This window comes from Ralstonia insidiosa, assembly GCF_008801405.1.
GTDB classification, from domain to species: domain Bacteria; phylum Pseudomonadota; class Gammaproteobacteria; order Burkholderiales; family Burkholderiaceae; genus Ralstonia; species Ralstonia insidiosa.
The window spans coordinates 3,048,736-3,071,011 of record NZ_VZPV01000001.1; the positions used below are offsets into that span (position 1 = coordinate 3,048,736).

Here is a 22,276-nt window from a genome sequence, read left to right on the forward strand (position 1 = left end):
CAGGCGAGTTTGCGACATGCGGCGCCCCTTCACTTTAGGAAAACGCACGGATCATGCCTGCTGCCACCGTATGGTGCGTCGCTTCGTCCACCAGGATGAATGCGCCCGTGGCCGGATTGTCGCCATACGCATCGCAGACGATCGGCTTCTGCAGACTGATATTGACGGTGCCAATGTCATTCAGCGCGATCTGCTTGCGGCCAGTTTCGTGCGACAGCGTATGCACGTCCAGCACGCGCTCGACTTCCGACACGCGCGCAAACACGGTGGCGGTCGTGTGCTTGAGCACGTACTTGCGGGCCGGGTTCAGCTCATGTTCGTCGAACCAGCAGAGATCGGCATGCAGCTTCTTGGCGGCGTTGGCGGCCGTGGTGGGTGCTGCAACGATGGTGTCGCCGCGCGAGATGTCCACATCGTCCGCCAGGCGCACGGTGATGGTCTCGCCGGGGCCAGCGGAATCAGCCGCGCCGTTCGGCGTCAGCACTTCGGCCACGGTGGTCTCGCGGTTGGCGGGCAGCACGCGCACAGCCTGGCCGACGCGCACGGTGCCGGCCTCGACGCGGCCCATGTAGCCACGGAAATCATCGGCCTGCGAGCCATCCTGGCGTGCCACGAGCTGTACCGGGAAGCGCAGCGCATCGTCACCAGTCGGCGCCGTCTCTTCCACCTTCAGGTCTTCCAGCAGCGCCAGCAGCGGCTCGCCTTGGTACCACGGCATGGCTTCGGAGGCGTGCACGATGTTGTCACCGCGCAGGGCCGACACCGGCACGTAGCGCACATCGCGCAAGCCGAGCTGGGTGGCCAGCGCATCGTAAGCGGTGCGGATTTCGTTGAAGCGCGCTTCGCTGTAGTCGATCAGGTCCATCTTGTTGACGGCCACGATCACGTGTTGCAGCTCCAGCAGCTTGACGATGGCCGAATGGCGCTTGGTCTGGGCCAGCAGCTCAGCCTTGCCGTCGACGGTCGTCACGCGCGTGACGTCGATCAGGATGATGGCGGCGTGCGCGGTCGAGGCGCCCGTCACCATGTTGCGCGTGTACTGCTCGTGACCCGGCGTGTCGGCGATGATGAACTTGCGGCGCGCGGTCGAGAAATAGCGGTACGCCACGTCAATCGTGATGCCCTGTTCGCGCTCGGCTTCCAGGCCGTCGGTCAGCAGCGAAAAGTCGATGTCTTCGCCAGCGGTGCGCTTGTTCTTGGCGCGCGTGAGCGCCTGCAGCTGGTCGGTCAGCACGGCCTTGCTGTCGTACAGCAGACGGCCGATCAGCGTGCTCTTGCCGTCGTCGACCGAACCAGCGGTGATGAAGCGCAGCAGCCCTTGGTGCGATGTTTGGTTGCTCATGATCAGAAATACCCTTCCTTCTTGCGCTTTTCCATCGAGGCTTCGCTCGTCTGGTCGTCCATGCGCGTGGCACCGCGTTCGGTGATCTCGGTGATGGCCGTCTCGGCGATGATCTCGGCCGGCGTGGCGGCGGTGCTCGCCACCGGGCACGTGCAACTGATGTCGCCCACCGTGCGGAAGCGCACCGACAGGACTTCGCTTTCATCGCCGTCAGCCTTGGGCGTGATCGGCGTCACGGGCACCAGCAGGCCGTTCTTGCGCACGACTTCACGTTGATGCGCGTAGTAGATCGGCGGCAGGGCGAGGTTCTCGCGGGCGATGTACTGCCACACGTCGAGCTCGGTCCAGTTGGAGATCGGGAACACGCGCATCTGTTCGCCTTGCGCCATGCGGGCGTTGTACAGGCTCCAGAGTTCCGGGCGCTGGGCCTTCGGGTCCCACTGGCCGAACTCGTCGCGGAACGAGAAGATGCGCTCCTTGGCGCGCGCCTTCTCTTCGTCGCGGCGGGCGCCACCCATCAGGGCGTCGAAGCCGTGCGATTCGATCGTTTCCAGCAGCGTGACGGCCTGTGCAGCATTGCGCGAATCAGTTTCCTTGCGCAGGCGCACCGTGCCGCGCTTGATGGAGTCTTCCACATGGCCGACCACGAGGCGCGCGCCCAGCTTGGCGACCTGCTCATCGCGGAACTGGATCACCTCCGGGTAGTTGTGGCCCGTGTCGATGTGCACCAGCGGAAACGGCAGATCGATCTTGCGGTCGCCCAGGCGGAAGGCCTTGAGCGCCAGGTGCAGCATGACGATCGAATCCTTGCCGCCCGAGAACAGCAGCGCCGGGTTGCGGCACTCGGCCACCACCTCGCGGATGATGTAGATCGACTCGGCTTCCAACCAGTCGAGGTGCTCGTTCTGCACGGGCGTCAGTGCCGTGCCGGGGATTTCGCTCATCACACCCATCTTCATTTCCTCAAGCTTTGTGCGACACGTTGGCCGCATGCAAACCGCATTCCTTGCTGTCGCGCGATTCCCACCACCAGCGGCCGGCGCGGACATCTTCACCAGCACGCACCGCGCGCGTGCAGGGCTCGCAGCCGATGCTGGGATAGCCCTTGTCATGCAGTGCGTTGGTGGGCACGTTATGTTGTTCGAGGTAAGCCCAGACTTCGGGCTCGGACCAATCGAACAGCGGGTTGTACTTGGCAATGCCGCGCGCCTCGTCGTCTTCGGCAAACGACAGTTCGCCACGGGTGACGGCCTGCTCGCGGCGCTGGCCCGTGAGCCACGCGTCGGCATCTTTCAGCGCGCGGTTCAGCGGCACCACCTTGCGGATGTTGCAGCAGGCCTTGCGCAGCTCGATGCTGTCGTAGAACGCGTTCAGGCCGTTGTCACGCACGTAGGCTTCCACTGCGCGGGCGTCCGGCGCGTATTGCTCGATCGCATAACCGTAGTGCTCGCGGATGCGGTCCAGCATCGCCAGCGTCTCAGCATGCAGACGGCCCGTCTGCAGCGTGAAGATCGGCAGGTGCGCGCGCACAGCTTCGGGGCTGCGCAGAATCGCATCCGTCACGACCATGTCCTCAGCGGCCAGGCTGGTGGCGAACTTTGCCACACCGTGCTTGGCGGCAATCTCGGCCAGGCGCTCGAGCAGCGCGGCTTCCTTCGCAGCCAGGGCTTCAGCCGTGCCGGTGTAGGCGGGACGCGTCCAGAGCACCGGGCGCCCGATCGCGAACACCGGCACTTCGGACACAGCAGCTTCTTGCAGATCGCTCATGCCGCGCTCGCTTCGGGTGCACGCTCGCGGCGGAACAGCGGGCGCGGCTCGTCAATGGCACCCTGGTAGCGGACGCTGATCTCGCCGAAGCCGTGCAGCGCATCTTCGATGCTCTTGTCGGCGCGCACGGCGTAGGCGTCGAAACCGCAACGGCGCATGAAGTCGAGCTGATCGCGCAGCACGTCGCCGATGGCGCGCAGCTCACGCGTGAAGCCCAGACGCTGGCGCAGCAGGAACGCCGTGCTGTAGCCGCGACCATCGCGGAAGACGGGGAAATCCACCGCTACCAGCGGCAGGTTCGGCAGGTCAGCTTCCAGCGCGAACGGCTCGTCGTCCGGAGCCAGCCACACGGCCAGCGTGCCGGCGCGGGCGCGCGTGAGCAGCGCGTCGCGATTGGCTTGCCAGAAGGCCAGCGGCACGATGGCGTGCGTGGCGGCATCCACATCGGCTTGCGTCAGTTCACCACCTTCGGGTGCACGCAGCACCGTCCATTCATCGGCCACGATTTGCGGGGCACCGTTTTGCAGCTTGATGATCTTGCTCATGTTCGTTTCCCTCGGCGTTAGGCTTCTTCACGGGCGTAGACACGTTCCTTGAACGGGGCCATGCCGATGCGGTTGTAGGTGTCGATGAAGCGTTCGTCTTCCGTGCGGTTGGCGACGAAGGTGTCGATGATGCGTTCGATCACGTCGGGCATTTCTTCTGCCTTGAACGACGGGCCAATGATCTTGCCGATCGCCGAGTCGTTGCCCTGCGCGCCGCCCAGCGACACTTGGTACCACTCTTCTTCGTGCTTATCGACACCCAGGATGCCGATGTTGCCGACGTGGTGATGGCCGCACGAGTTGATGCAACCCGAGATGTTGAGCGACAGCTCGCCCAGGTCGTGCACGTAATCGAGATCGTCAAAGCGCGCTTGAATCGCCTGTGCGATGGGAATCGACTTGGCGTTGGCCAGCGAGCAGAAATCGCCGCCCGGGCACGCGATGATGTCGGTCAGCAGGCCGATGTTGGCGGTGGCCATGCCGTGTTCCTTGGCGAGTTGCCAGAGGTCGAACAGATCGTGCTTCTTCACGTCCGGCAGGATCAGGTTTTGCTCGTGCGCCACGCGTAGTTCGCCGTAGCCGAAGCGCTCGGACCAGTCGGCCACCAGTGCCATCTGTTCGGCCGTCGCATCGCCCGGGGGCAATGCAGCGCCTGGCTTGAGCGACAGCGTGACGGCGGCATAGCCCGGCACGCGGTGCGGATGCACGTTGCGGCTCACCCAGCGCGCGAACGCCTTGTTCTCCAGCAGGGCCTTCTCGTAGCCAGCGTCGGTATCGGCCAGCTTTTCATACGCGGGCGGCGCGAAGCATTGCGCTACGCGGTCGAACTCGGCCTGCGTGATGGTCGACGGGCCGTCCTTGATGTGCTGCCACTCTTCCTCCACCTGGCGGGCAAATTCCTCCGCGCCGATGGCCTTCACGAGAATTTTGATGCGCGCCTTGTACTTGTTGTCGCGGCGGCCATGGCGGTTGTACACGCGCACAGCGGCTTCGATGTACGACAGCAGGTGCTGCCAAGGCAGGTCTTCCTTGATGATCGCGCCGAGGATCGGGGTACGGCCCATGCCGCCGCCAGCCAGGATGCGCAGCAGCGTCTGGCCGTCCTTCTCATAGGCGTAGACGCCGATGTCGTGCAGCTGCGTCACAGCGCGGTCTTCGCGCGAGGCCGACACGGCAATCTTGAACTTGCGCGGCAGGAACGCGAATTCGGGGATGAAGGTCGACCATTGGCGCAGGATTTCGCCCAGCGGGCGCGCGTCGATCACCTCATCCGGCGCCACACCAGCAAACTGGTCGGTCGTGATGTTGCGGATGCAGTTGCCCGAGGTCTGGATGGCGTGCATTTCCACCGAAGCCAGCTTGCTCAGGATGTTCGGCACCTCTTCCAGCTTGATCCAGTTGAACTGGATGTTCTGGCGCGTGCTGAAGTGGCCATAGCCGCGATCGTGCTCGGCGGCGATATGGCTGAGCATGCGCATCTGGTTGGCACGCAGGTGGCCGTACGGAATCGCCACGCGCAGCATGTAGGCGTGGCGCTGGTAGTACAGGCCGTTCTGCAGGCGCAGCGGCAGGAATTCTTCTTCCGTCAGTTCGCCCGAGATACGGCGGCGCACCTGGTCGCGGAACTGCTCGACGCGGTCGGCGACAAGGCGGTGATCGTAAGCGTCGTATTGGTACATGACTGTTCAGTCCAATCCGGTCTGTGCCGGCGTGCGATTCAATTGGGGGAAACGATTCTTTGTGTTGCTGTTGCCGTCGATTCAACGACAGCAACAACAACCAAGCAGGGTCGGCATGGACCGGATCGGCATAGCGTCCCGCATCACGACACCAGCTTGATGGCCGTGACCGTCAGCGTGGCGGCAAGCGCGCCGCGCACCAGACGTTCCGGCAGATTCTTCGACAGGCGCGCCCCCAGCCAGATACCCGGGATCGAGCCCACCAGCAGCGAGGCCAGCAGGTTCCAGTCGATCGTGCCCAGGTACATATGGCCGAGGCCCGCCACGGCGGTCAGAGGCACGGCATAGGCGATATCGGTGCCGGCCACTTCGGCACTCTTCAATTCGGGGTACAGGATCAGGATGAGCGTCGCGCCCACGGCACCGGCGCCAATGGACGACACCGTCACCAGCACGCCCAGCACCACGCCAACGACGATGGTCGCCACGGCCAGCGCCGTGCCCTGCAGGCGGTAGCGCGGGTTGGCGGCCAGCCAGCCCAGCACGCGCTGGCGGAACAGCAGCGAGATCACCGTCAGGATGACCGACACGCCGATCGTCAGGCGAATGAGGCGCATCCACTCGGCATCCAGGTTGCCGGCGCTCTTCAAGACGATCACCGTCACTAGCGCAGCGGGCAGGCTGCCCAGGCAGAGGCGCTTGACGATGTCCCAGCGGATATGCCCGTGGCTGCGGTGCGCAATCGTGCCCACACCCTTGGTCAGCGACGCAAACGCCAAATCCGTGCCCACCGCGGTGGCCGGCGAGAAGCCGAACATCAGCGTCAGCAGCGGCGTCATCAGCGAACCGCCGCCAACGCCCGTCAGGCCGACCAACAGGCCGACCAGCAAACCGGAAACCGTATAGGCGAGCGTCATAGCGCGGGGGAAAAGGGACAGTGAGGGCGTGTTATCACGAAGTTCGAGCATCGTAATGAAGTGGCCTCATATCCCAAACCAATAAAAAATTGTTTGTTTATATGGGCTCGGTTATAAGTAACGATCTGATCGCTCGCTTTTCTTGCATTCGATCGCCAGCCATGAACCTTCACCAATTTCGCTTCGTTCGCGAGGCCGTGCGGCAGAAATTCAACCTGACCGAAGCGGCAAAAGCGCTCTATACATCACAACCAGGCGTCTCCAAGGCCATTATCGAGCTGGAGGAAGAGCTGGGTGTCGACATCTTCACACGGCACGGCAAGCGCATCCGGGGTCTCACGGAGCCAGGCCGCCGCATCCTGGCCTCGGTCGAGCGCGTGCTGGAAGAGGTTGAAACCCTCAAACGCGTGGGCAAAGACTACGCGGCCCAGGATCAGGGCAACTTCACGATCGCCACCACCCACACGCAGGCGCGCTATGCCCTGCCGAAGGCGATTGCTGAATTCACCCGCAAGTACCCCAAGGTGCGCCTTTCTATTCAGCAGGGCACGCCCGCGCAGATCGCCGAGATGGTGCTGCACGACCAAGCCGACATCGCCATTGCCACCGAGGGCATGTCGCATGTGAAGGACCTGATCTCGATCCCGGGCTACCAGTGGCAGCACGTGGTGGTCACGCCACCCGATCACCCGCTGCTCTCGCGCCAGCACCTGACGCTGGAAGACCTGAAGGCATACCCGCTCATCACGTACGACCAGCACTTTGCCGGCCGGCCCAAGATCGACCATGCCTTCGAGCTACGCCAGATCAAGCCGGACATCGTGCTGGAGGCCATCGACGCTGACGTCATCAAGACCTACGTGGAAGTGGGCCTGGGCGTCGGCATCGTAGCCGGCGTCGCCTTTGACCCCGAGCGCGACCGCAACCTGCGCGCCATTCCGGCCGGGCACCTGTTCGGCACCAATGTCACGCACCTGGGCGTCAAGCAGGGCGCGTATCTGCGCGGTTTCGTCTACACCTTCATCGAACTGTTTGCCCCGGCACTCACACGCAAGCTGGTCGAACAACTGATGTCCGGCGAGCACGAAGCCTACGAGCTCTGATTCGCCTGAAACCTGAATTTTCCGGAGATTGCATGACGACCCGACGTCGCCTGTTGTGTGGCGTGGCGCTCTTTGCGAGCGCTGCCGCAATTGCCATGACCGCCCTGCCCGCCCAAGCCGACATCCGTGTGGGTGTGGTGCTGTCGACCACCGGCCCGGCTGCGGCCATCGGCATCCCCAGCAAAAACACCGTGCAGATGTGGCCTGCCACCATTGGTGGGCAGCGCGCGCAGGTGATCATCCTGGACGATGCGTCCGACCCGTCAATGGCGGTGCGCAACGTGCGCAAGCTGATCGCCGAAGACAAGGTGGACGTGATCGTCGGCCCGACGATCGTGCCGACGGCGCTGGCATCCCTTGATGCCGTGGCCGAAGGACAGACACCGATGATCACGCTGGCGGCATCGGCTTCGATCGTCGAGCCGCAGGACGCCAAGCGCCGCTGGGCCTTCAAGATGCCGCAGAACGACTCGCAGATGGCGACGCTCGTCACACAGCACATGGCCGATAGCGGCGTGCACACGGTCGGCTTTATCGGCTTTACCGATGCGTATGGCGAGAGCTGGTGGCGTGAGTTCTCGAAGCTGGCCGACGTGCGCAAGCTGAAGGTCGTCGCCAACGAGCGCTTTGCCCGCACAGACGCCAGCGTCACCGGCCAGGCGCTCAAGCTGATGGCCGCCAAACCGGACGCCATCCTGATTGCCGGCGCCGGCACGCCGGCTGCCCTGCCCGAGCGCACCCTGGTCGAGCGCGGCTACAAGGGCCGCATCTATCAGACGCACGGCATCGCCAGCACGGAGTTCCTGAAGGTGGGTGGCAAGGACGTGGAAGGCACCCTCTTCCCAACCGGCCCGGTGGTGGTGGCACGCGAGCTGCCGGCCAGCCATCCGGTACGCAAGGTGGCCGTGGAATTTGCCGATCGCTACGAAGCCAAGTACGGCCCCAACAGCGTCACGCAATTTGCGGGCGATGCCTGGGGCGCCTGGCAGTTGCTCGACAACGCTACGGCTCGTGCGCTCAAGACCGGCGCACAACCTGGCACCCCGGCCTTCCGCGCCGCCCTGCGCGATGCGCTCGAAACCACGCGTGACCTGACCGTGCCCAACGGCGTGCTGAACCTGAATGCCCAGGATCACCAGGGGTTCGACCAACGCTCGCGCGTGATGGGCATCATCAAGAACGGCCGCTTTGCTTACGCGGGCCCGCGCTAAGCACGAGCACAACGCATCCGCTCAAACCCTTTCATGCAGATCGAAGCTCATATCGTCAACGCGTTTGTCGACGAACGCTCCGGAGGCAATCCCGCTGGCGTTGTCATCAATGCGGACCGTTTGACCACCCCGCAAAAATTGGCGGTTGCAAAACGCATCGGCTTGTCTGAAACCGCGTTTGTCTCCACATCGGAACGCGCCACGGTCAAGCTAGAGTTCTTCACGCCAACCCAGCAGATTGCGCATTGCGGGCACGCAACCATTGCCACGTTTTCGCTCTTGCGAGCGCGCGGGTTGGTTCCGCTCGGCGCGCTGACCAAGGAAACCGTCGACGGGATTCGCCACATCCAGGTCAGCGCGAACGCTGTGTATATGGAGCAGCGCGCACCGACCTACTACAGCATCGCCCTGACATCCGAACTTGCGCAGCGGGTGGCGGCCACCCTTGGTTTGCCTCTGGGCCGGATTTCAAACACGCACGGCCTCACTGTCGTCAATACGGGCAACGCATTTCTCATGGTGCACCTGCCAGATGAGCACACCGTTGCCTCGCTGACACCCGACTTCGCCCTAGTAGAGGCCGTCAGCCAAGCATTGAATCTGATTGGCTACTACGTGTTCTCGCAGTCAACCCGTGAGCCTGGCCGGCATGCTGGCGCGCGCATGTTTGCGCCGCGCTACGGCATTCCCGAGGAATCCGCAACCGGCACCGCGGCAGGCCCGCTTGCGTGCCTGCTCCACGATCACCTCGGCATCGCAGACCGGCAGATCCGCATCGAGCAAGGTTGGCTGATGCAACCGCCCTCCCCCAGCCTGATCCAGATTGACTTGGAAACCAACGATGCCGGGGTCTCCCTCCTCATGGTTGGCGGTGCTGCACATGTTGATCGCAGCACCATCGTAGACATCGAATAGCGCCAATACTTCTTCAGAGACTTGCCATGACACGCATCGCCTTCATCGGCCTCGGCAACATGGGCACGCCGATGGTCCAGCACCTGATTGCCGCCGGGCACACCGTGCGCGCCTATGTGCGCCGCCCGGAAGCTGCCGACAACGCCCGCGCCATCGGCGCCGAACCGTGCAGCACGCCTGCTGAAGCGGCGCGCGACGCGGAGGTCATCTTTACCAACGTCACCTCCACCGCCGATGTGGAAGGCGTGCTGCTCGGGCCCGATGGCGTTGTCAACGGTGCACCGCGCGGCGCGGTGTGCATCGACCACAGCACGATCTCCGCCGTGGCCACGCGCCGTATTGCAGCCGAGCTGGAAGCCGCAGGGCTGGAGTTCCTCGATGCGCCGGTCTCCGGTGGCACGGGCGGCGCGCAGAAGGCCACGCTGTCGATCATGGTGGGCGGCAAGCCGGAGGTGCTCGAACGCGTGCGCCCGTTGCTGCAACTGCTGGGCACCACCATCACCTACATCGGCGGCCATGGCTCGGGCCAGGTTGCCAAGGCGTGCAACCAGATCGTGCAGGTCATCAACATCCAGGGCATCGCCGAGGCCATGCTGTTTGCGCGCGCCCAGGGCACTGATCCGTCGCGCGTGCTGGCCGCCATCGGCCCAGGCTTTGCCGGCAGCCGCATGCTCGACATGGAAGGGCCGAAGATGGCGGAGCGCAACTTTGCCGCCGGCATCGAAGCGCGCCTGCACGACAAGGATTTCGGTCTCGTACGTGAAATTGCTCAGGAACTGGGCCTGCAAATGCCGGCAATGGAGCTGGTGGCCTCGCAACTCAACACGCTGGTCGCCAACGGCTGGGGGTATGACGATACGGCGTCGCTGCTGCGTGTGCTTGAGCTGCAGAACGCGCAAAAAGCGGGTTGACTGCGCTCCTTCCGCCCTGCCTTGTTTGGCTGGCCGGACTTCTGGCATAATGACTGGCTCAGCTGTACCTGCCCGAGTGGTGAAATTGGTAGACGCAGGGGACTCAAAATCCCCCGCCGCAAGGCGTGCCGGTTCGATTCCGGCCTCGGGCACCAGATTCCAAGCCGCTTCTGTTCATTCAGAAGCGGCTTTTTCATTCTGTGCAGGGTGTCGCGGGGCCATACGAGCCGTTGTCACGAAACGCAACCCACCTCGCCGAGGCTCCCACTATGCCGGCCACTCCATTCCGCACGAAGTCGAGTCGCGATTCGACCCAGGCATTCTGGCACGACCCTGCCATGCCCTTCGTCGAGAGCCGCCGCGCCTGCCATAGCCGTGCCTGCTACAAGCCGCACTGCCACCCGACCTACTCCATCGGGGCGGTCGATGACGGCAGCAGCCTATTCACCGGCGCGGCCGATGGCCCAGTCGCGCTGCATCCCGGCACGCTGGTGTTCGTGCCCGCCGCGCGCGTACATGCCTGCAACCCAGCCCCCAACACAGCGTGGAGCTACCAGATGCTGCACCTGGATGCCGACTGGCTGCGAGCGCTCAGGCAGGAGTATGTCCAGGCCAACCCCGTCGACGCCGAGTCCGTGCACATCGTTACCGCGCCGACCGTCTATGCGCGCTTTTGTCAGCTCAACGCGTTGCTGTTCTCCGAAGCCAGCCCATGCGCCAAAGAAGCGGCGCTAGTCGAGTTCATTGGCGACTGCGACACCGAACAAGGCTTGCGCATCGAGACCCCCAGCATTCCCAAGCACTTGGCCAAGCAGATCGAACCCGCACTGGACTGCCTGCGGGCAGCGCCTGCGTCCAACGTGCCCCTGGAGACGCTGGCGCGCCTGGCGGATTTAAGCCGCTATCAAACAATTCGCGCCTTCCGCGCCGTCACGGGCATGACGCCGCATGCCTGGCAACTCAACCACAGAATTAACCTGGCCAGGGAGTCGATACGCGCTGGGAACAGCCTCTCGGACGTGGCGCAATACCTGGGCTTTGCCGATCAAGCGCACTTCCAACGGGTCTTCAAGGCGCATGCGGGCGCCACGCCAGGCAGCTTTCGCCCATAACACTGCGATTGCAATTTCCTTCAATACAGAAAACGCCGTCGTCAGCACACTGCGGAAAACAACTCGCACGTGTGCCCCAGATGGAGCAGTTCCTGATCATCGCCGCAGCGCATTTCCTAGCGCTGCTCTCCCCTGGCCCTGACTTCTTCCTGATCGCCCGAACCTCACTATCGGCCGGTTGGTGCGTGGCCAGTGGCGCATGCATGGGTATTGCGCTGGCCAACGGCGTGTTCATCGTTGCCGCGTTCACGGGCACGGCCGCGTTTCGGCCTGACTCGATGCTGTTCCTTGTGCTGCAAGTGGCCGGATGCGCCTACCTGCTCTATCTCGGTGTGCTGTTCGTGCGCCATGCCGGCAGCAGCACGTTGGAGGTGTCGGTCTCGGGCCGTCGCGCAGCCTTCACGCAACCGCTTGTGGCGTGGTTACGCGCGGCCAGCGTGGGTTTTCTCTCGGGCATTTTCAATCCGAAAAACGCGTTGTTCTACGCGAGCCTGGCCGCAATGCTGACCGGGCCGCACGCCAGCGTTGGCTGGAAGCTGATCTACGGGACATGGATGTTCAGCGCAGTGCTGCTGTGGGACCTGCTGATCGCCATCCTGATCGGTAACCAGACCGTGTTGCGACGCTTCACGCGGACGCTACCTTGGCTGGAGCGCATTTCGGGCGTTGTTCTGATCCTGCTCGCGCTGGGCGTCATGATTGTCCTTCTACGCCGGTAGGCCTCCCGAAGCGCTTTGTACGGAGGCGCAAGAACGTTGGCTGAAGACAGCGCTCCGGATAGACGTGGGATAATGAAAGTCTTTGCCCCGGGCGCGGCTCAAGAGGTTGATCGCACGGGCGCGCGAGGGCCTTTATCCGCGTGGCCCGATCCCACAATCGACCTTCTTCAGTACCCACAATGCCCGCATACCGTTCCAAAACATCCACCGCCGGCCGCAACATGGCAGGTGCGCGCTCGCTGTGGCGCGCCACCGGCATGAAAGACGAAGACTTCCAGAAGCCGATCATCGCGGTCGTCAACTCGTTCACCCAGTTCGTGCCCGGCCACGTGCACCTGAAGGATCTGGGCCAGCTCGTCGCGCGCGAGATCGAAGCCGCGGGCGGCGTCGCCAAGGAATTCAACACGATTGCCGTGGACGACGGCATCGCCATGGGCCACGACGGCATGCTGTATTCGCTGCCGAGCCGCGAGATCATTGCCGACTCCGTCGAGTACATGGTCAACGCGCACTGTGCCGATGCGATGGTCTGCATTTCGAACTGCGACAAGATCACCCCGGGCATGCTGATGGCCGCCATGCGCCTCAACATTCCGGTGATCTTCGTGTCGGGCGGCCCGATGGAAGCGGGCAAGACGCGCCTGGCCAACCCGGTCACCAAGGCGATCGAGATCAAGAAGCTCGACCTGATTGACGCGATGGTGATCGCCGCCGACACCAAGTACACCGACGAGGAAGTGGCGGAAGTCGAGCGCTCGGCGTGCCCGACGTGCGGTTCGTGCTCGGGCATGTTCACGGCCAACTCGATGAACTGCCTGACCGAGGCGCTGGGGCTCTCGCTGCCGGGCAACGGCACCGTGGTCGCCACGCACGCAGACCGCGAGCAACTCTTCAAGCGCGCCGGCCACCGCATCGTTGAGCTGGCTCGCGAATACTACGAACAGGAAGACGAGCGCGTGCTGCCGCGCTCGGTGGGCTTCAAGGCGTTTGAGAATGCGATGACGCTGGACATCGCCATGGGCGGCTCGACCAACACGATCCTGCACCTGCTGGCGATTGCGCAGGAAGCCGAGATCGACTTTACGATGGCCGACATTGATCGCCTGTCACGCGTCGTGCCGCAGCTGTGCAAGGTCGCACCGAACACGAACAAGTACCACATCGAAGACGTGCACCGCGCGGGCGGCATCATGGCCATCCTGGGCGAGCTGGACCGCGCCGGTAAGCTGCATACCGATGCACCGACCGTGCACGCGCCCACGTTGAAAGACGCGTTGGACCAGTGGGACATCGTCCGCACCTCGGACGAAGCCGTGCAGACGTTCTACCGTGCAGGCCCGGCCGGCATTCCGACGCAGGTGGCGTTCAGCCAGAACACGCGCTGGCCGAGCCTGGACCTGGACCGCGCAGAAGGCTGCATCCGCTCGAACGAGCACGCGTTCTCGAAGGAAGGTGGCCTGGCCGTGCTGACGGGCAACATCGCGCTCGACGGCTGCGTGGTAAAGACCGCCGGCGTGGACGACAGCATCCTGGTGTTTGAAGGCACGGCGCACGTGACCGAATCGCAGGACGAAGCGGTCGAGAACATCCTGGCCGACAAGGTCAAGGCCGGCGACGTGGTAATCGTGCGCTACGAAGGTCCGAAGGGCGGCCCCGGCATGCAGGAAATGCTCTACCCGACGAGCTACATCAAGTCCAAGGGCCTGGGCAAAGCCTGCGCGCTGCTGACGGACGGCCGCTTCTCGGGCGGTACGTCGGGCCTGTCGATCGGCCACTGCTCGCCGGAAGCGGCTGCGGGTGGCGCGATCGGCCTCGTGCGCGATGGCGACAAGATCCGCATCGACATCCCCAACCGCACGATCAACGTGCTGGTGAGCGATGAAGAGCTGGCGCGCCGCCGTGAGGAACAGAACGCCAAGGGTTGGAAGCCCGCCAAGGCGCGTCCGCGCAAGGTGTCGGCTGCGCTCAAGGCGTACGCCAAGCTGGTCATGTCGGCTGACAAGGGCGCCGTGCGCGACCTGTCGCTGCTGGACGACTGATGTGGTGACGGGCTATATGCCCAGTTGCCAAAGCCGCTCTCCGGAGCGGCTTTTTTCTTTGTTGATGCCTACCCCACCCTGACTGCAGGTTTCCCCATGATGAGTGTTGGCCCGTTCTCCGTGCACGTGATTGTCGTGGTGCTGGCAGCTTTGATCGCTTGGCTCGTTGCGCGATCCATGCAGCGTGCTGAGCCGAACAGCCCGCGCAAGACAGCAGCCCATCTGTTGCTCGACGCCTTGCTCGTTGGCCTGATTGCCGCACGCCTTGGCTACGTCGCACGCTGGTGGCCAGAGTACCTCGCCACGCCCAGGTCCATCCTCGCGATCGGTGACGGCGGATTCGACTGGTGGATCGGGCTGCCGGCCGCCGTTGCACTCGTCCTGTGGAAATCGCATCATGCGCGCGCACTGCGCCGGCCAGCCCTGATCGGCATTGCCGCCGGCATGCTGGCGTGGGCCGCAGCACAAGGCACCTTGGCGACGCTGCAGCGTGCCACGCCATCCCTGTCTGCATTGCAGCTTGAAGGGATGGACGGATCGGCGGTGTCGTTCGACAAGCCCATCGGCAAACCCGTCGTGCTGAACCTGTGGGCCAGTTGGTGCCCGCCCTGCCGACGCGAGATGCCGATCCTCGCCCAGGCGCAATCCGACCACCCCGGGGTGGTCTTCCTAATGGTCAATCAAGGAGAGCAGGCGCCCACCGTGCAGCAGTTCCTGGCGCAGCAAGGGCTGTCATTCGACCACGTGCTGCTCGACCCGCTATCAGAAGCGATGCAGACCTTCGGCTCACGTGGGCTGCCGACCACGCTGTTCTTCGATGCCCAGGGCAAGCTGGTCGATTCGCACATGGGTGAGATCACCGCCGCGCGCCTCAAAGACGTGGTGGAGCATCGTCTCCAGCCTTAGGGCCCGTTGACGCGGCGGGGCACCGTCAAATCAGTCAATTCTGATATGCGTTACGACTTGTGCCTTCTACAGTCGGGCGCATGAAGACATCGATCCGAAAACTCGTGAGCATCGTGCGCCACGCCGCAAGCGATGCCGTCAGCCCGGCACGGTTCCAACGCAATCTCGATATCGTGGTGCTGGGGCTGATCGTAGCCAGCGTGCTCGTCGTCATGGCCGACAGCGTGCAGGAGTTGCATGCCCCGTACGGCCGCGCGCTATACGTGGCCGAGTGGGCATTCACGCTGCTGTTCACGGCGGAATATCTGTTCCGCCTGCTCACCGCGCCCAAGCCCGTCGCCTATGCGCGCAGCTTCTTCGGCATCGTGGATCTGGTGTCGGTGCTGCCAACCTATCTCGCGTTCTTCTTCCCCAGCTTGCACGCACTGATTGACGTGCGCCTGCTGCGGTTGCTGCGCGTGTTCCGCATTCTCGGGCTGTCGATCTATCAAGAAGAAGGGCAAGCACTGATGCGCGCCCTCACCCGTGCACGCCGCAAGATCTTCGTCTTCATCGGCGGCATGTTCGTGCTTACGGTCATCCTGGGCACGGTGATCTATCTGGTGGAAGGGCCGGAGAACGGCATCACGAGCATCCCGGTGGGTGTGTACTGGGCAGCGGTAACGATGAGCACCACCGGCTACGGCGACCTCACGCCGCAGACACCGCTGGGCAGGCTGATCACGTCATGCGCGATCCTGCTCGGCTACGGCATCATCGCGTTTCCCACCGGCATCATGGGTGCAGAACTCGTCGCCACTGCGCTGGAGCGCCACCGCCCCCAACAGCCGGCCGAACCCTCTACCGGCCACGACGCACCGCAATGCCCCTGCTGCGGCCGCGTGATGCCCGTTGCGGACGCCCCCACCGCAGGCGATGCGCAGGACGCTTCTACCCGGCAGTCCGGCTAGTTACCTCGGAACACGTCTAAAGAACAAAAAGGCCAAGCGCGTTGCTTGGCCTTGTTCATTGCTTTGATGATGCGCGGTTCAATCCCACTGCGCGGCAAGACCCTCGGGCGAGACCTCACGTCCATTGCGCTCAAGCGCGGCAATCTGTGCCATGTCGTCGTCGGTAAGACGCAGCGTCTGCGCAAGCAGGTTGCTGGCGAGGTTCTCGCGCTTGGTCGACGACGGGATCACCGAGTAGCCAAGCTGCATCGCCCAGGCGAGCACGACCTGGGCCGGCGTCGCCTGATGCCGCTGCGCGATCGCGCCGATCACCGGATCGCCCAGCACTTTGCCGTAGGCCAGCGTCATGTACGACGTGACGTGAATACCCTCGCGCCGCAGGAAATCGACGAGCTTGCGATTCTGCAGATACGGACTCAGCTCGATCTGGTTGGTGGCGATGGCGTCTTTGCCAACGGCGGCGATCGCCTGCTGCGTCAGCGCGATGTTGAAGTTCGAGATACCGATCTGCCGGGTGAGGCCCTTGGCCTTGGCATCCGCCAGCGCGGTCATGAACACATCGAGCGGCACGCCGTTGTTGGGCGCGGGCCAGTGGATCAGCGTCAGATCGACATAGTCCGTACGCAGCTTGGCGAGGCTGTCTTCCAGGCTCGGCACGAGCTTGTCCTTCGCGTAGTTGTCGACCCAGATCTTGGTGGTCAGGAACAGGTCTTTACGGCGGACGCCTGAGCCGGCAATCGCTTTGCCCACGTCGGCTTCATTGCCGTAGATCTGCGCGGTGTCGATCGCGCGATAGCCGAGTTCAAGGCCATTGCGGACCGAGTCGATGACAACCTGGTCCTTCAGACGGAACGTGCCGAGACCGAAAGCGGGAATCTTGTTCATCCTATGCTCCGTAAAATCAAGTCAAGGGTTCATGGCCACGCGCGTCCGCCGCTGCGTGACCTGCAGGCCAACCAATGCCAGACCCGCCGCCGCAATCACCGCACCGACAATCGGCACAGCCGCATAACCAAAGCCTGCCGAGATGGCGGCACCGCCCGCTGCCGCACCCAGCGCATTGCCGAGGTTGAACGCGCCCACGTTGACAGACGATGCCAAGCCTGGCGCTTCGGCCGCTGCGCGCATCACGCGCATCTGCAGCGGGGGCACGACGGCAAAGGTGGCGACACCCCACACCAGCAGCGCTGCGGCCGCACCAAGGTGCGTTTTGGCCAGCATGGGGAAGGCAAGCATCGTCACGATCAACAGCACCAGGAAGCCGATCAGGCTGCCATCAAGCGAGCGATCGGCCAGGCGGCCACCCGCGATGTTGCCGATCGAAAAGCCGATGCCGATCAGCACCAGCATTGCCGTCACGAACGCGGGTGAGGCACCGGTCAGTTGCGCAAGCGTCGGGGCGACGTACGTGTAGAGCGTGAACATGGCACCGGCGCCGAGCACCGTGGTGGCGAGCGCACCCAGCACGACAGGCCGCGTGAGCACCGCGAGTTCAGCACGCAGGTTGGGCATCGTGCCGGCCTCACCCTTCGGCAAGGCTGCGAACAGGCCCGCGATGGCGATCAAGCCCAAGCTGGCCGTGGCAGCAAACGACATACGCCAGCCGATCATCTGGCCGAGCCACGTTGCAGCCGGCACCCCGCCCACGTTGGCGATTGTCAGGCCCATGAACATGGTCGCCACCGCACTCGCCTGCTTCTCACGCGGCACCAGGCTTGCCGCCACCACGGAACCCAGCCCGAAGAACGCGCCGTGATTGAGGCTGGTGACGAGCCGCGCGAGCAGCAACGTCGTGTAGTCCGGCGCGACGGCCGACAGCAGGTTGCCGATCGTGAAGATGCTCATCAGCGCGATCAGCGCCTTGCGGCGCGGCCAGCGCGCCAGCAGCAGCGTCATGATCGGCGCGCCGACCATCACGCCGATGGCATACGCGCTGATCAACATGCCGGCCTGCGGAATCGACACATGTACGCCGTCGGCAATCACGGGCAGCAAGCCCATCGGCGAAAACTCGGTGGTGCCGATGCCGAAGGCACCGGCGGCGAGCGCAAGCAGCGGCAGTGTTGCACTGCTGCGCTCGGTGGAGGGGGTGGTTGGGTTCATGTTGGTGCGCTCCGAAGACCAGCACGCGCACGGCGATAACCCCGGGGGTGACCGCTTGGCGTCGTGGGAATGACGGGAGTGTGCTGGCTTTGCCTGTACGCATAAACCCGGTCTGACAAGAAAGACTCTTGAATCTCAATCAACAATCCAAGGGCATCGTCACGTTGCAATTGGTCTATTCGTCACTTTTCCCATATATGTCATATCGCGATATATTCCGCCCGAAACGTATCGCCACACTATGTCGCCCGCCACCCCACGCCCCCTGTCCAAGCAGGATTTCGAGACGCTGTCCGATTTCCGCTATCACCTGCGCCGCTTCCTGCGGGCGTCCGAAGACCTGATCCAGTCCGAGGGGATCACGCCGCTGCAATACCAGCTGCTGCTGCACATCAAGGGCTATGCGGGGCGCGAATGGGCGACCGTGGGTGAGTTGGCTGAGCGCTTGCAGGCCTCGCCGCACGGCACGGTGGCACTGGTCACCCGCTGCGAAGAAGCAGGCCTAGTCGAACGCCGCCCGAGCGACACCGACGCCCGCCAAGTGGAAGTCCACCTCAGCAAGAAGGGCGACCGCCTGGTCGCGCTGCTGGCCACACTGCACCAGAGTGAACTGTCCGCCTTCAGCCGCGCCTTCAAGATTCCCCACCTTGAACAACCCGTTGAGCACCCCGTCGACCCCTCCGCCGAGCAGTAGCGTCATGCAGACCGTCGCCCATCAGCACGCGCATCGGCGTAATTTCGCGACCGACACGACGCTCTTTCGCACCACCACGCTGGCGGCGGTGGCGCTGCTCAACCTGATCCGCTTATTCACCAACCTGTTCTTCTTCCAGACGCTGTCCTTGGCGGAGCATTCGCCTTCGGCCAACACGCTGGGGCTGTGGGCGATCGTGGTGCCGGTCATTGGCGGGCTGATCGTCGGGCTGATGGCGCGCTGGTCGGCTCGCTCGACCGCGACACCCTGCTGGCAGGCCAGAAACATGGCGCCGCCATGATTGCCGGGCTGTTTGGCGCCAATGCGCCCGTGATGGCCCTGCCGGATGAAACCTGGCGCATTGTCGCCACACGCCTGGCCGTGCATGGACTGGAGCGCTTGCCCGTGGTGGCCGATTCGCAATCGCGCAAGCTGGTGGGAATCGTGTCGCGCAGCGATCTGGTCAAGCCGTCGCTGGCGTTCTTTGAGGAAGCGCAGCGCCGCGAGCGCTTCCGCCGCGGCCCGCTGTCTGGCGCGCGCACGCTGCTAGCGCTGAGGCGCCGGCGCGCTGGCCGGGCAGCGCGTTAAGTCGTCACCCCGCAACGTGCCGGTTGCGCCCGCTCTCTTTGGCGCGGTACAGCGCCAGATCGGCACGTTTGAGCATCTCCGATGCCGTGTCGCCCGCGCGATAGCCTGTCATGCCCATGCTGACGGTCATGGTCAGGCCGGTGGGGAAGTTCTCGTCAGGCTCGGCCACGGCGGCGCGCAGGCGCTCGGCCACCTCGGTGGCCTCCTCCAGCGTGGTGCGGCCCATCACAACGGCAAACTCCTCGCCGCCCAGGCGGCCGACAAGATCGCTGCTGCGCAGCGCACCCGTGGCCAGCGAGGCAAAGCGCTGTAGCGCCATGTCGCCCACTGCGTGACCCCACGTGTCGTTGATGCGCTTGAAATGGTCCAGATCGGCCAGCACCAGCACGAGCGGTTCGCCACGATTGTGGGCCCGCGTGAGCACCGTATCGAACAGCGCCAGGAAACGACGCCGCGTCAGCACACCGGTCAGGTGGTCAAAGTGTGCCTCGTTGGCGAGTGCGCTGTTGGTGCGCTGCAGCCGCTGGTTCAGGTGACGCGTCAGGCGGTGATGCTGCCGCTCACGCACCAATGACCACACCACCAGCACAAAGCTCAGCAACACGCTCACGAACAGCAAGAAGCCGATCGCACGATTGCGGTCGTGGTTGGCCACCTGCTGAGACCACGCCGGCAGCGGCTCGGCCACCATGATCGTAAGGTCAGCGCTCGCGTTGCGCGACACGGTCAGCGAGGGTGTCGCCACGCCATCACGCCAGGTCAGCGCGTTGCGCACCTCCGCCGGCACCCAGTTGGGCACGTCAGGGCGTGCCAGCGCCGTTGGCCCGGTTGGGTGATACGGCCACGCATCAAAATCGACACGCTGATACGCGTTGTAGCGCTCGCTTGCGCTCATGTGCTGCAGGCGTGAGTCCGGCAGGATCTTGCCCACCAGCGACGCATCGGTCGACAGGATGATGAGCCCATTCGGGTCGGTCAGCAGCGACGTGGGGTGCGACACCCAGTGCTGCAAGCCCGTGAGACTCACCTTGGTGGCCATCGCCGCCACCAGATAGCCCGCGTCGTTGTACACCGGCGCTGCGAAGAACAAGCCCGGCACGGCAGTCACCATGCCCACGGTGAACTCCTCGCCCAACCCGCCCTGCAGCGCCTCTTTCATATACGGCTGCATGGCCGACTGCACACCAAGAAACGATTCCGCATGGCTCGCGTTGTTGGCCAGCACCACGTAGCCGCGCTGGTTGACAACCCACACGTAGTCCAGCCCAAGATTGCCCGCAGCGGCGCCCAGGAACGCACTGGTGTCGACAACCTCCGGATGCGACAGCGCTTCCTTCGCGCGCGAGCCCTGGTCCATCAGGTTCCAGCGCCGCGTGTCGACACGGTCCACGGCACGGGGGATGGCCTCGATCTGCGCGAGCGTCTGCGGAATGGCGCGCAGCAGCGCCACATCAGCGGTGATCTGGTTCGACATGCCCTCGGCCACCTGCGCAGCCAACTGGCGGCGCGCATCCACCATCTGCTGCACATCGCGCGCGCCCATCGCATCGGCCACCATGTTGGCGGCAACCCAGCACAGCACCACGCCCACGGCCAAGCCCGCCAGCAAGAGTGCAACGCGCGCAATGCGGCGGCGCTCGGACGAGGTCGACGCGGGGGTTGGCGAAGGCGTGGGCGCAGCCATGTCAGGCCTCGGCTTGCAAGAAGTCGGCCACGGTCGGATAGCGTAGCGTCACACGCAGCTCGTGCATCAGCCGTGCATTGCGCAGTCGGCGCGATTCGCTCATGAAGGACAGCAGCGACGGCTCGATCTGCGCAACGGCTTCAGCGCGGGAGATGCGCGGCGGCCGCGGCAAGCCCCGCGCGTCGGCCACGGCATCGAAGTAATCGCCCATGCGCAACTCGGAGGCATCGCTGGCGTGCACGATGCGCTGTGCGCGGCCACGCACCAGTGCAGCAATCAGCGCGCGCGCCAAGTCATCTGCGTGAATGTGGTTGGTGTAGACGTCGTCTTCTGCGCGCAAGGCAGGCGTGCCGCGCTGCAGACGCGCCACCGGCAGGCGGTCAGCGGCATAAATGCCGGGAATGCGCAGAATCGACGTGCGCCAGCCGCCGCCCACACCAAACCAGCGCACCCTGCGTTCCGCCGCCACGCGGCGCTGAGCACGCGCAGTGGTCGGTTTGACCGGGCGGGATTCGTCCACCCATGCGCCGGCCGCATCCCCATAAACGCCGCTGGTGCTCGCATACACGAACGCACGCGCTTGGAGGCGGGTTTTCAAGCGGCCCGTCAAGCCACCAGACCGACGCGCCCGGTCGGGTAAAATGCGTTGTTTTGTGCCTCGGGGCAGTTGACCCGGACGGGCCAGCGCATGCACCAGTGCGGCGGTACGCGGGTCGTCATCGCCAGCGGATGGCGGCGGCGCCAAGTGCAGCACGCGTGGGCTCAAGGCCCGCAAGCGGCGCAGTGATGCGGCATCGTCCAGGTTGGCCAGAACTGGCACGGCGCCAGCTTCGCGCAGCGATGCGCTACCTTCCGGGCGCGAGGTGACGGCAAAGACGCGAAAACGCGTGCGCAATAGCGTCAGGCAACGCTGGCCGACATCACCGCAGCCGACGATCAGCACGCGTGGACGCCCCAGGCGGGACATGGCGCGTTGGGTAAATTCAGGTGGCCGGGCGCTTGCCGGGGTCATGATTGGACGTGCCGCAGGATGCGCCACTGAAGGTGCCGCACCTTGGCGGCCAGACACTCTTTTCAACATATTCGGAATT

The 22,276-nt window shown here is 64.3% G+C and carries 21 protein-coding genes, 1 tRNA gene and 1 pseudogene; 13 read left to right on the forward strand and 10 right to left on the reverse strand.

The annotated features are described in order from the left end of the window. Positions 1 to 34: 34 nt before the first annotated feature. The 6 genes from F7R11_RS14460 to F7R11_RS14485 all read right to left on the reverse strand — a co-directional run bounded on the left by F7R11_RS14460 (position 35) and on the right by F7R11_RS14485 (position 6,250). A complete protein-coding gene (locus F7R11_RS14460) occupies positions 35 to 1,342 on the reverse strand; it encodes a sulfate adenylyltransferase subunit 1 (RefSeq protein WP_064804628.1) in 1,308 nt (435 codons plus the stop codon). 2 nt (positions 1,343 to 1,344) lie between these two features. Beyond that, the gene (gene cysD / locus F7R11_RS14465) at positions 1,345 to 2,295 is read right to left on the reverse strand and encodes a sulfate adenylyltransferase subunit CysD (protein ID WP_064804630.1); all 951 of its coding nucleotides are present in this window, start codon (positions 2,293 to 2,295) and stop codon (positions 1,345 to 1,347) included. Between the two features lie 10 nt (positions 2,296 to 2,305). Continuing rightward, on the reverse strand, positions 2,306 to 3,109 hold the full coding sequence (locus F7R11_RS14470) for a phosphoadenylyl-sulfate reductase (protein WP_064804632.1): 804 nt from the start codon (positions 3,107 to 3,109) through the stop codon (positions 2,306 to 2,308). Next, a complete protein-coding gene (locus tag F7R11_RS14475; RefSeq protein WP_064804634.1) occupies positions 3,106 to 3,654 on the reverse strand; it encodes a DUF934 domain-containing protein in 549 nt (182 codons plus the stop codon). Before F7R11_RS14475 ends, F7R11_RS14470 begins: the two co-directional genes overlap by 4 nt. A 17-nt stretch (positions 3,655 to 3,671) precedes the next feature. Beyond that, positions 3,672 to 5,333, reverse strand: a complete 1,662-nt coding sequence (locus tag F7R11_RS14480; protein WP_064804636.1) for a nitrite/sulfite reductase — start codon at positions 5,331 to 5,333, stop codon at positions 3,672 to 3,674. A gap of 143 nt (positions 5,334 to 5,476) precedes the next feature. Then, positions 5,477 to 6,250, reverse strand: a complete 774-nt coding sequence (locus tag F7R11_RS14485; protein WP_021195679.1) for a sulfite exporter TauE/SafE family protein — start codon at positions 6,248 to 6,250, stop codon at positions 5,477 to 5,479. Positions 6,251 to 6,411: 161 nt separating this feature from the next. Between F7R11_RS14485 and F7R11_RS14490 the strand changes: the two genes are divergently transcribed. From F7R11_RS14490 to F7R11_RS14535, 10 genes are all read left to right on the forward strand, one after another. Further along, the gene (locus F7R11_RS14490; RefSeq protein WP_021195680.1) at positions 6,412 to 7,353 is read left to right on the forward strand and encodes a CysB family HTH-type transcriptional regulator; all 942 of its coding nucleotides are present in this window, start codon (positions 6,412 to 6,414) and stop codon (positions 7,351 to 7,353) included. A gap of 32 nt (positions 7,354 to 7,385) precedes the next feature. Continuing rightward, positions 7,386 to 8,564 carry an ABC transporter substrate-binding protein gene (locus F7R11_RS14495; protein WP_064804638.1) on the forward strand — a complete coding sequence of 393 codons (1,179 nt, stop codon included), beginning with the start codon at positions 7,386 to 7,388 and terminating at the stop codon, positions 8,562 to 8,564. Positions 8,565 to 8,597: 33 nt separating this feature from the next. Further along, positions 8,598 to 9,479 carry a PhzF family phenazine biosynthesis protein gene (locus F7R11_RS14500; RefSeq protein ID WP_064804640.1) on the forward strand — a complete coding sequence of 294 codons (882 nt, stop codon included), beginning with the start codon at positions 8,598 to 8,600 and terminating at the stop codon, positions 9,477 to 9,479. Positions 9,480 to 9,505: 26 nt separating this feature from the next. Continuing rightward, positions 9,506 to 10,390 (forward strand): NAD(P)-dependent oxidoreductase, encoded by an 885-nt coding sequence (locus F7R11_RS14505; RefSeq protein ID WP_064804642.1) that lies wholly within the window; start codon positions 9,506 to 9,508, stop codon positions 10,388 to 10,390. Between the two features lie 70 nt (positions 10,391 to 10,460). Then, positions 10,461 to 10,545 (forward strand) — tRNA-Leu (locus tag F7R11_RS14510). Between the two features lie 114 nt (positions 10,546 to 10,659). After that, positions 10,660 to 11,502, forward strand: a complete 843-nt coding sequence (locus F7R11_RS14515) for an AraC family transcriptional regulator (protein WP_064804644.1) — start codon at positions 10,660 to 10,662, stop codon at positions 11,500 to 11,502. Between the two features lie 80 nt (positions 11,503 to 11,582). Beyond that, complete coding sequence (locus F7R11_RS14520; RefSeq protein WP_064804646.1) at positions 11,583 to 12,221, forward strand: LysE family translocator; 639 nt, start codon at positions 11,583 to 11,585, stop codon at positions 12,219 to 12,221. A 179-nt stretch (positions 12,222 to 12,400) separates the two neighbouring features. Further along, entirely contained in the window at positions 12,401 to 14,260 is a 1,860-nt protein-coding gene (gene ilvD, locus F7R11_RS14525; protein WP_064804648.1) for a dihydroxy-acid dehydratase, read from the forward strand. 96 nt (positions 14,261 to 14,356) lie between these two features. Further along, positions 14,357 to 15,166 carry a TlpA family protein disulfide reductase gene (locus F7R11_RS14530; protein WP_064804650.1) on the forward strand — a complete coding sequence of 270 codons (810 nt, stop codon included), beginning with the start codon at positions 14,357 to 14,359 and terminating at the stop codon, positions 15,164 to 15,166. Between the two features lie 80 nt (positions 15,167 to 15,246). Next, positions 15,247 to 16,116 (forward strand): ion transporter, encoded by an 870-nt coding sequence (locus tag F7R11_RS14535; protein ID WP_064804652.1) that lies wholly within the window; start codon positions 15,247 to 15,249, stop codon positions 16,114 to 16,116. Between the two features lie 78 nt (positions 16,117 to 16,194). Here F7R11_RS14535 and dkgB read toward each other — a convergent pair whose 3' ends face one another. Next, positions 16,195 to 17,001, reverse strand: a complete 807-nt coding sequence (gene dkgB, locus F7R11_RS14540) for a 2,5-didehydrogluconate reductase DkgB (RefSeq protein WP_064804654.1) — start codon at positions 16,999 to 17,001, stop codon at positions 16,195 to 16,197. A gap of 21 nt (positions 17,002 to 17,022) precedes the next feature. Then, positions 17,023 to 18,219, reverse strand: coding sequence for an MFS transporter (locus tag F7R11_RS14545; RefSeq protein WP_064804656.1), 1,197 nt, complete (start codon positions 18,217 to 18,219; stop codon positions 17,023 to 17,025). A 241-nt stretch (positions 18,220 to 18,460) separates the two neighbouring features. On the opposite strand from F7R11_RS14545, the gene F7R11_RS14550 reads away from it, so the two are divergent. The 3 genes and pseudogenes from F7R11_RS14550 to F7R11_RS14560 all read left to right on the forward strand — a co-directional run. Continuing rightward, positions 18,461 to 18,913 carry a MarR family winged helix-turn-helix transcriptional regulator gene (locus tag F7R11_RS14550; protein WP_064804659.1) on the forward strand — a complete coding sequence of 151 codons (453 nt, stop codon included), beginning with the start codon at positions 18,461 to 18,463 and terminating at the stop codon, positions 18,911 to 18,913. Positions 18,914 to 18,917: 4 nt separating this feature from the next. Further along, a complete protein-coding gene (locus F7R11_RS14555) occupies positions 18,918 to 19,214 on the forward strand; it encodes a hypothetical protein (RefSeq protein ID WP_064804661.1) in 297 nt (98 codons plus the stop codon). Beyond that, a pseudogene (locus tag F7R11_RS14560) lies at positions 19,145 to 19,501 on the forward strand (CBS domain-containing protein); the annotation flags it as partial. The gene F7R11_RS14555 and the pseudogene F7R11_RS14560, both read left to right, overlap by 70 nt. A 4-nt stretch (positions 19,502 to 19,505) precedes the next feature. On the opposite strand, the gene F7R11_RS14565 reads toward F7R11_RS14560, so the two are convergent. Next, positions 19,506 to 21,185 (reverse strand): sensor domain-containing diguanylate cyclase, encoded by a 1,680-nt coding sequence (locus tag F7R11_RS14565; protein ID WP_064804667.1) that lies wholly within the window; start codon positions 21,183 to 21,185, stop codon positions 19,506 to 19,508. 1 nt (position 21,186) lies between these two features. Continuing rightward, positions 21,187 to 22,197 (reverse strand): NAD-dependent epimerase/dehydratase family protein, encoded by a 1,011-nt coding sequence (locus F7R11_RS14570; protein WP_082932840.1) that lies wholly within the window; start codon positions 22,195 to 22,197, stop codon positions 21,187 to 21,189. Positions 22,198 to 22,276: the final 79 nt, after the last annotated feature.

What these genes read in the sequence shown, in the direction of transcription:
- F7R11_RS14495 (WP_064804638.1), top strand. Translation starts at nt 7,386, where the DNA reads ATGACGACCCGACGTCGCCTGTTGTGTGGCGTGGCGCTCTTTGCGAGC.
- F7R11_RS14530 (WP_064804650.1), top strand. Translation starts at nt 14,357, where the DNA reads ATGATGAGTGTTGGCCCGTTCTCCGTGCACGTGATTGTCGTGGTGCTG.
- F7R11_RS14555 (WP_064804661.1), top strand. Translation starts at nt 18,918, where the DNA reads ATGCAGACCGTCGCCCATCAGCACGCGCATCGGCGTAATTTCGCGACC.
- ilvD (WP_064804648.1), top strand. Translation starts at nt 12,401, where the DNA reads ATGCCCGCATACCGTTCCAAAACATCCACCGCCGGCCGCAACATGGCA.
- F7R11_RS14480 (WP_064804636.1), bottom strand. Translation starts at nt 5,333, where the DNA reads ATGTACCAATACGACGCTTACGATCACCGCCTTGTCGCCGACCGCGTC.
- F7R11_RS14515 (WP_064804644.1), top strand. Translation starts at nt 10,660, where the DNA reads ATGCCGGCCACTCCATTCCGCACGAAGTCGAGTCGCGATTCGACCCAG.
- F7R11_RS14535 (WP_064804652.1), top strand. Translation starts at nt 15,247, where the DNA reads ATGAAGACATCGATCCGAAAACTCGTGAGCATCGTGCGCCACGCCGCA.
- F7R11_RS14505 (WP_064804642.1), top strand. Translation starts at nt 9,506, where the DNA reads ATGACACGCATCGCCTTCATCGGCCTCGGCAACATGGGCACGCCGATG.
- F7R11_RS14500 (WP_064804640.1), top strand. Translation starts at nt 8,598, where the DNA reads ATGCAGATCGAAGCTCATATCGTCAACGCGTTTGTCGACGAACGCTCC.
- F7R11_RS14470 (WP_064804632.1), bottom strand. Translation starts at nt 3,109, where the DNA reads ATGAGCGATCTGCAAGAAGCTGCTGTGTCCGAAGTGCCGGTGTTCGCG.
- F7R11_RS14485 (WP_021195679.1), bottom strand. Translation starts at nt 6,250, where the DNA reads ATGACGCTCGCCTATACGGTTTCCGGTTTGCTGGTCGGCCTGTTGGTC.
- F7R11_RS14460 (WP_064804628.1), bottom strand. Translation starts at nt 1,342, where the DNA reads ATGAGCAACCAAACATCGCACCAAGGGCTGCTGCGCTTCATCACCGCT.
- F7R11_RS14545 (WP_064804656.1), bottom strand. Translation starts at nt 18,219, where the DNA reads ATGAACCCAACCACCCCCTCCACCGAGCGCAGCAGTGCAACACTGCCG.
- F7R11_RS14565 (WP_064804667.1), bottom strand. Translation starts at nt 21,185, where the DNA reads ATGGCTGCGCCCACGCCTTCGCCAACCCCCGCGTCGACCTCGTCCGAG.
- F7R11_RS14550 (WP_064804659.1), top strand. Translation starts at nt 18,461, where the DNA reads ATGTCGCCCGCCACCCCACGCCCCCTGTCCAAGCAGGATTTCGAGACG.
- F7R11_RS14570 (WP_082932840.1), bottom strand. Translation starts at nt 22,197, where the DNA reads ATGACCCCGGCAAGCGCCCGGCCACCTGAATTTACCCAACGCGCCATG.
- F7R11_RS14490 (WP_021195680.1), top strand. Translation starts at nt 6,412, where the DNA reads ATGAACCTTCACCAATTTCGCTTCGTTCGCGAGGCCGTGCGGCAGAAA.
- F7R11_RS14475 (WP_064804634.1), bottom strand. Translation starts at nt 3,654, where the DNA reads ATGAGCAAGATCATCAAGCTGCAAAACGGTGCCCCGCAAATCGTGGCC.
- cysD (WP_064804630.1), bottom strand. Translation starts at nt 2,295, where the DNA reads ATGGGTGTGATGAGCGAAATCCCCGGCACGGCACTGACGCCCGTGCAG.
- F7R11_RS14520 (WP_064804646.1), top strand. Translation starts at nt 11,583, where the DNA reads ATGGAGCAGTTCCTGATCATCGCCGCAGCGCATTTCCTAGCGCTGCTC.
- dkgB (WP_064804654.1), bottom strand. Translation starts at nt 17,001, where the DNA reads ATGAACAAGATTCCCGCTTTCGGTCTCGGCACGTTCCGTCTGAAGGAC.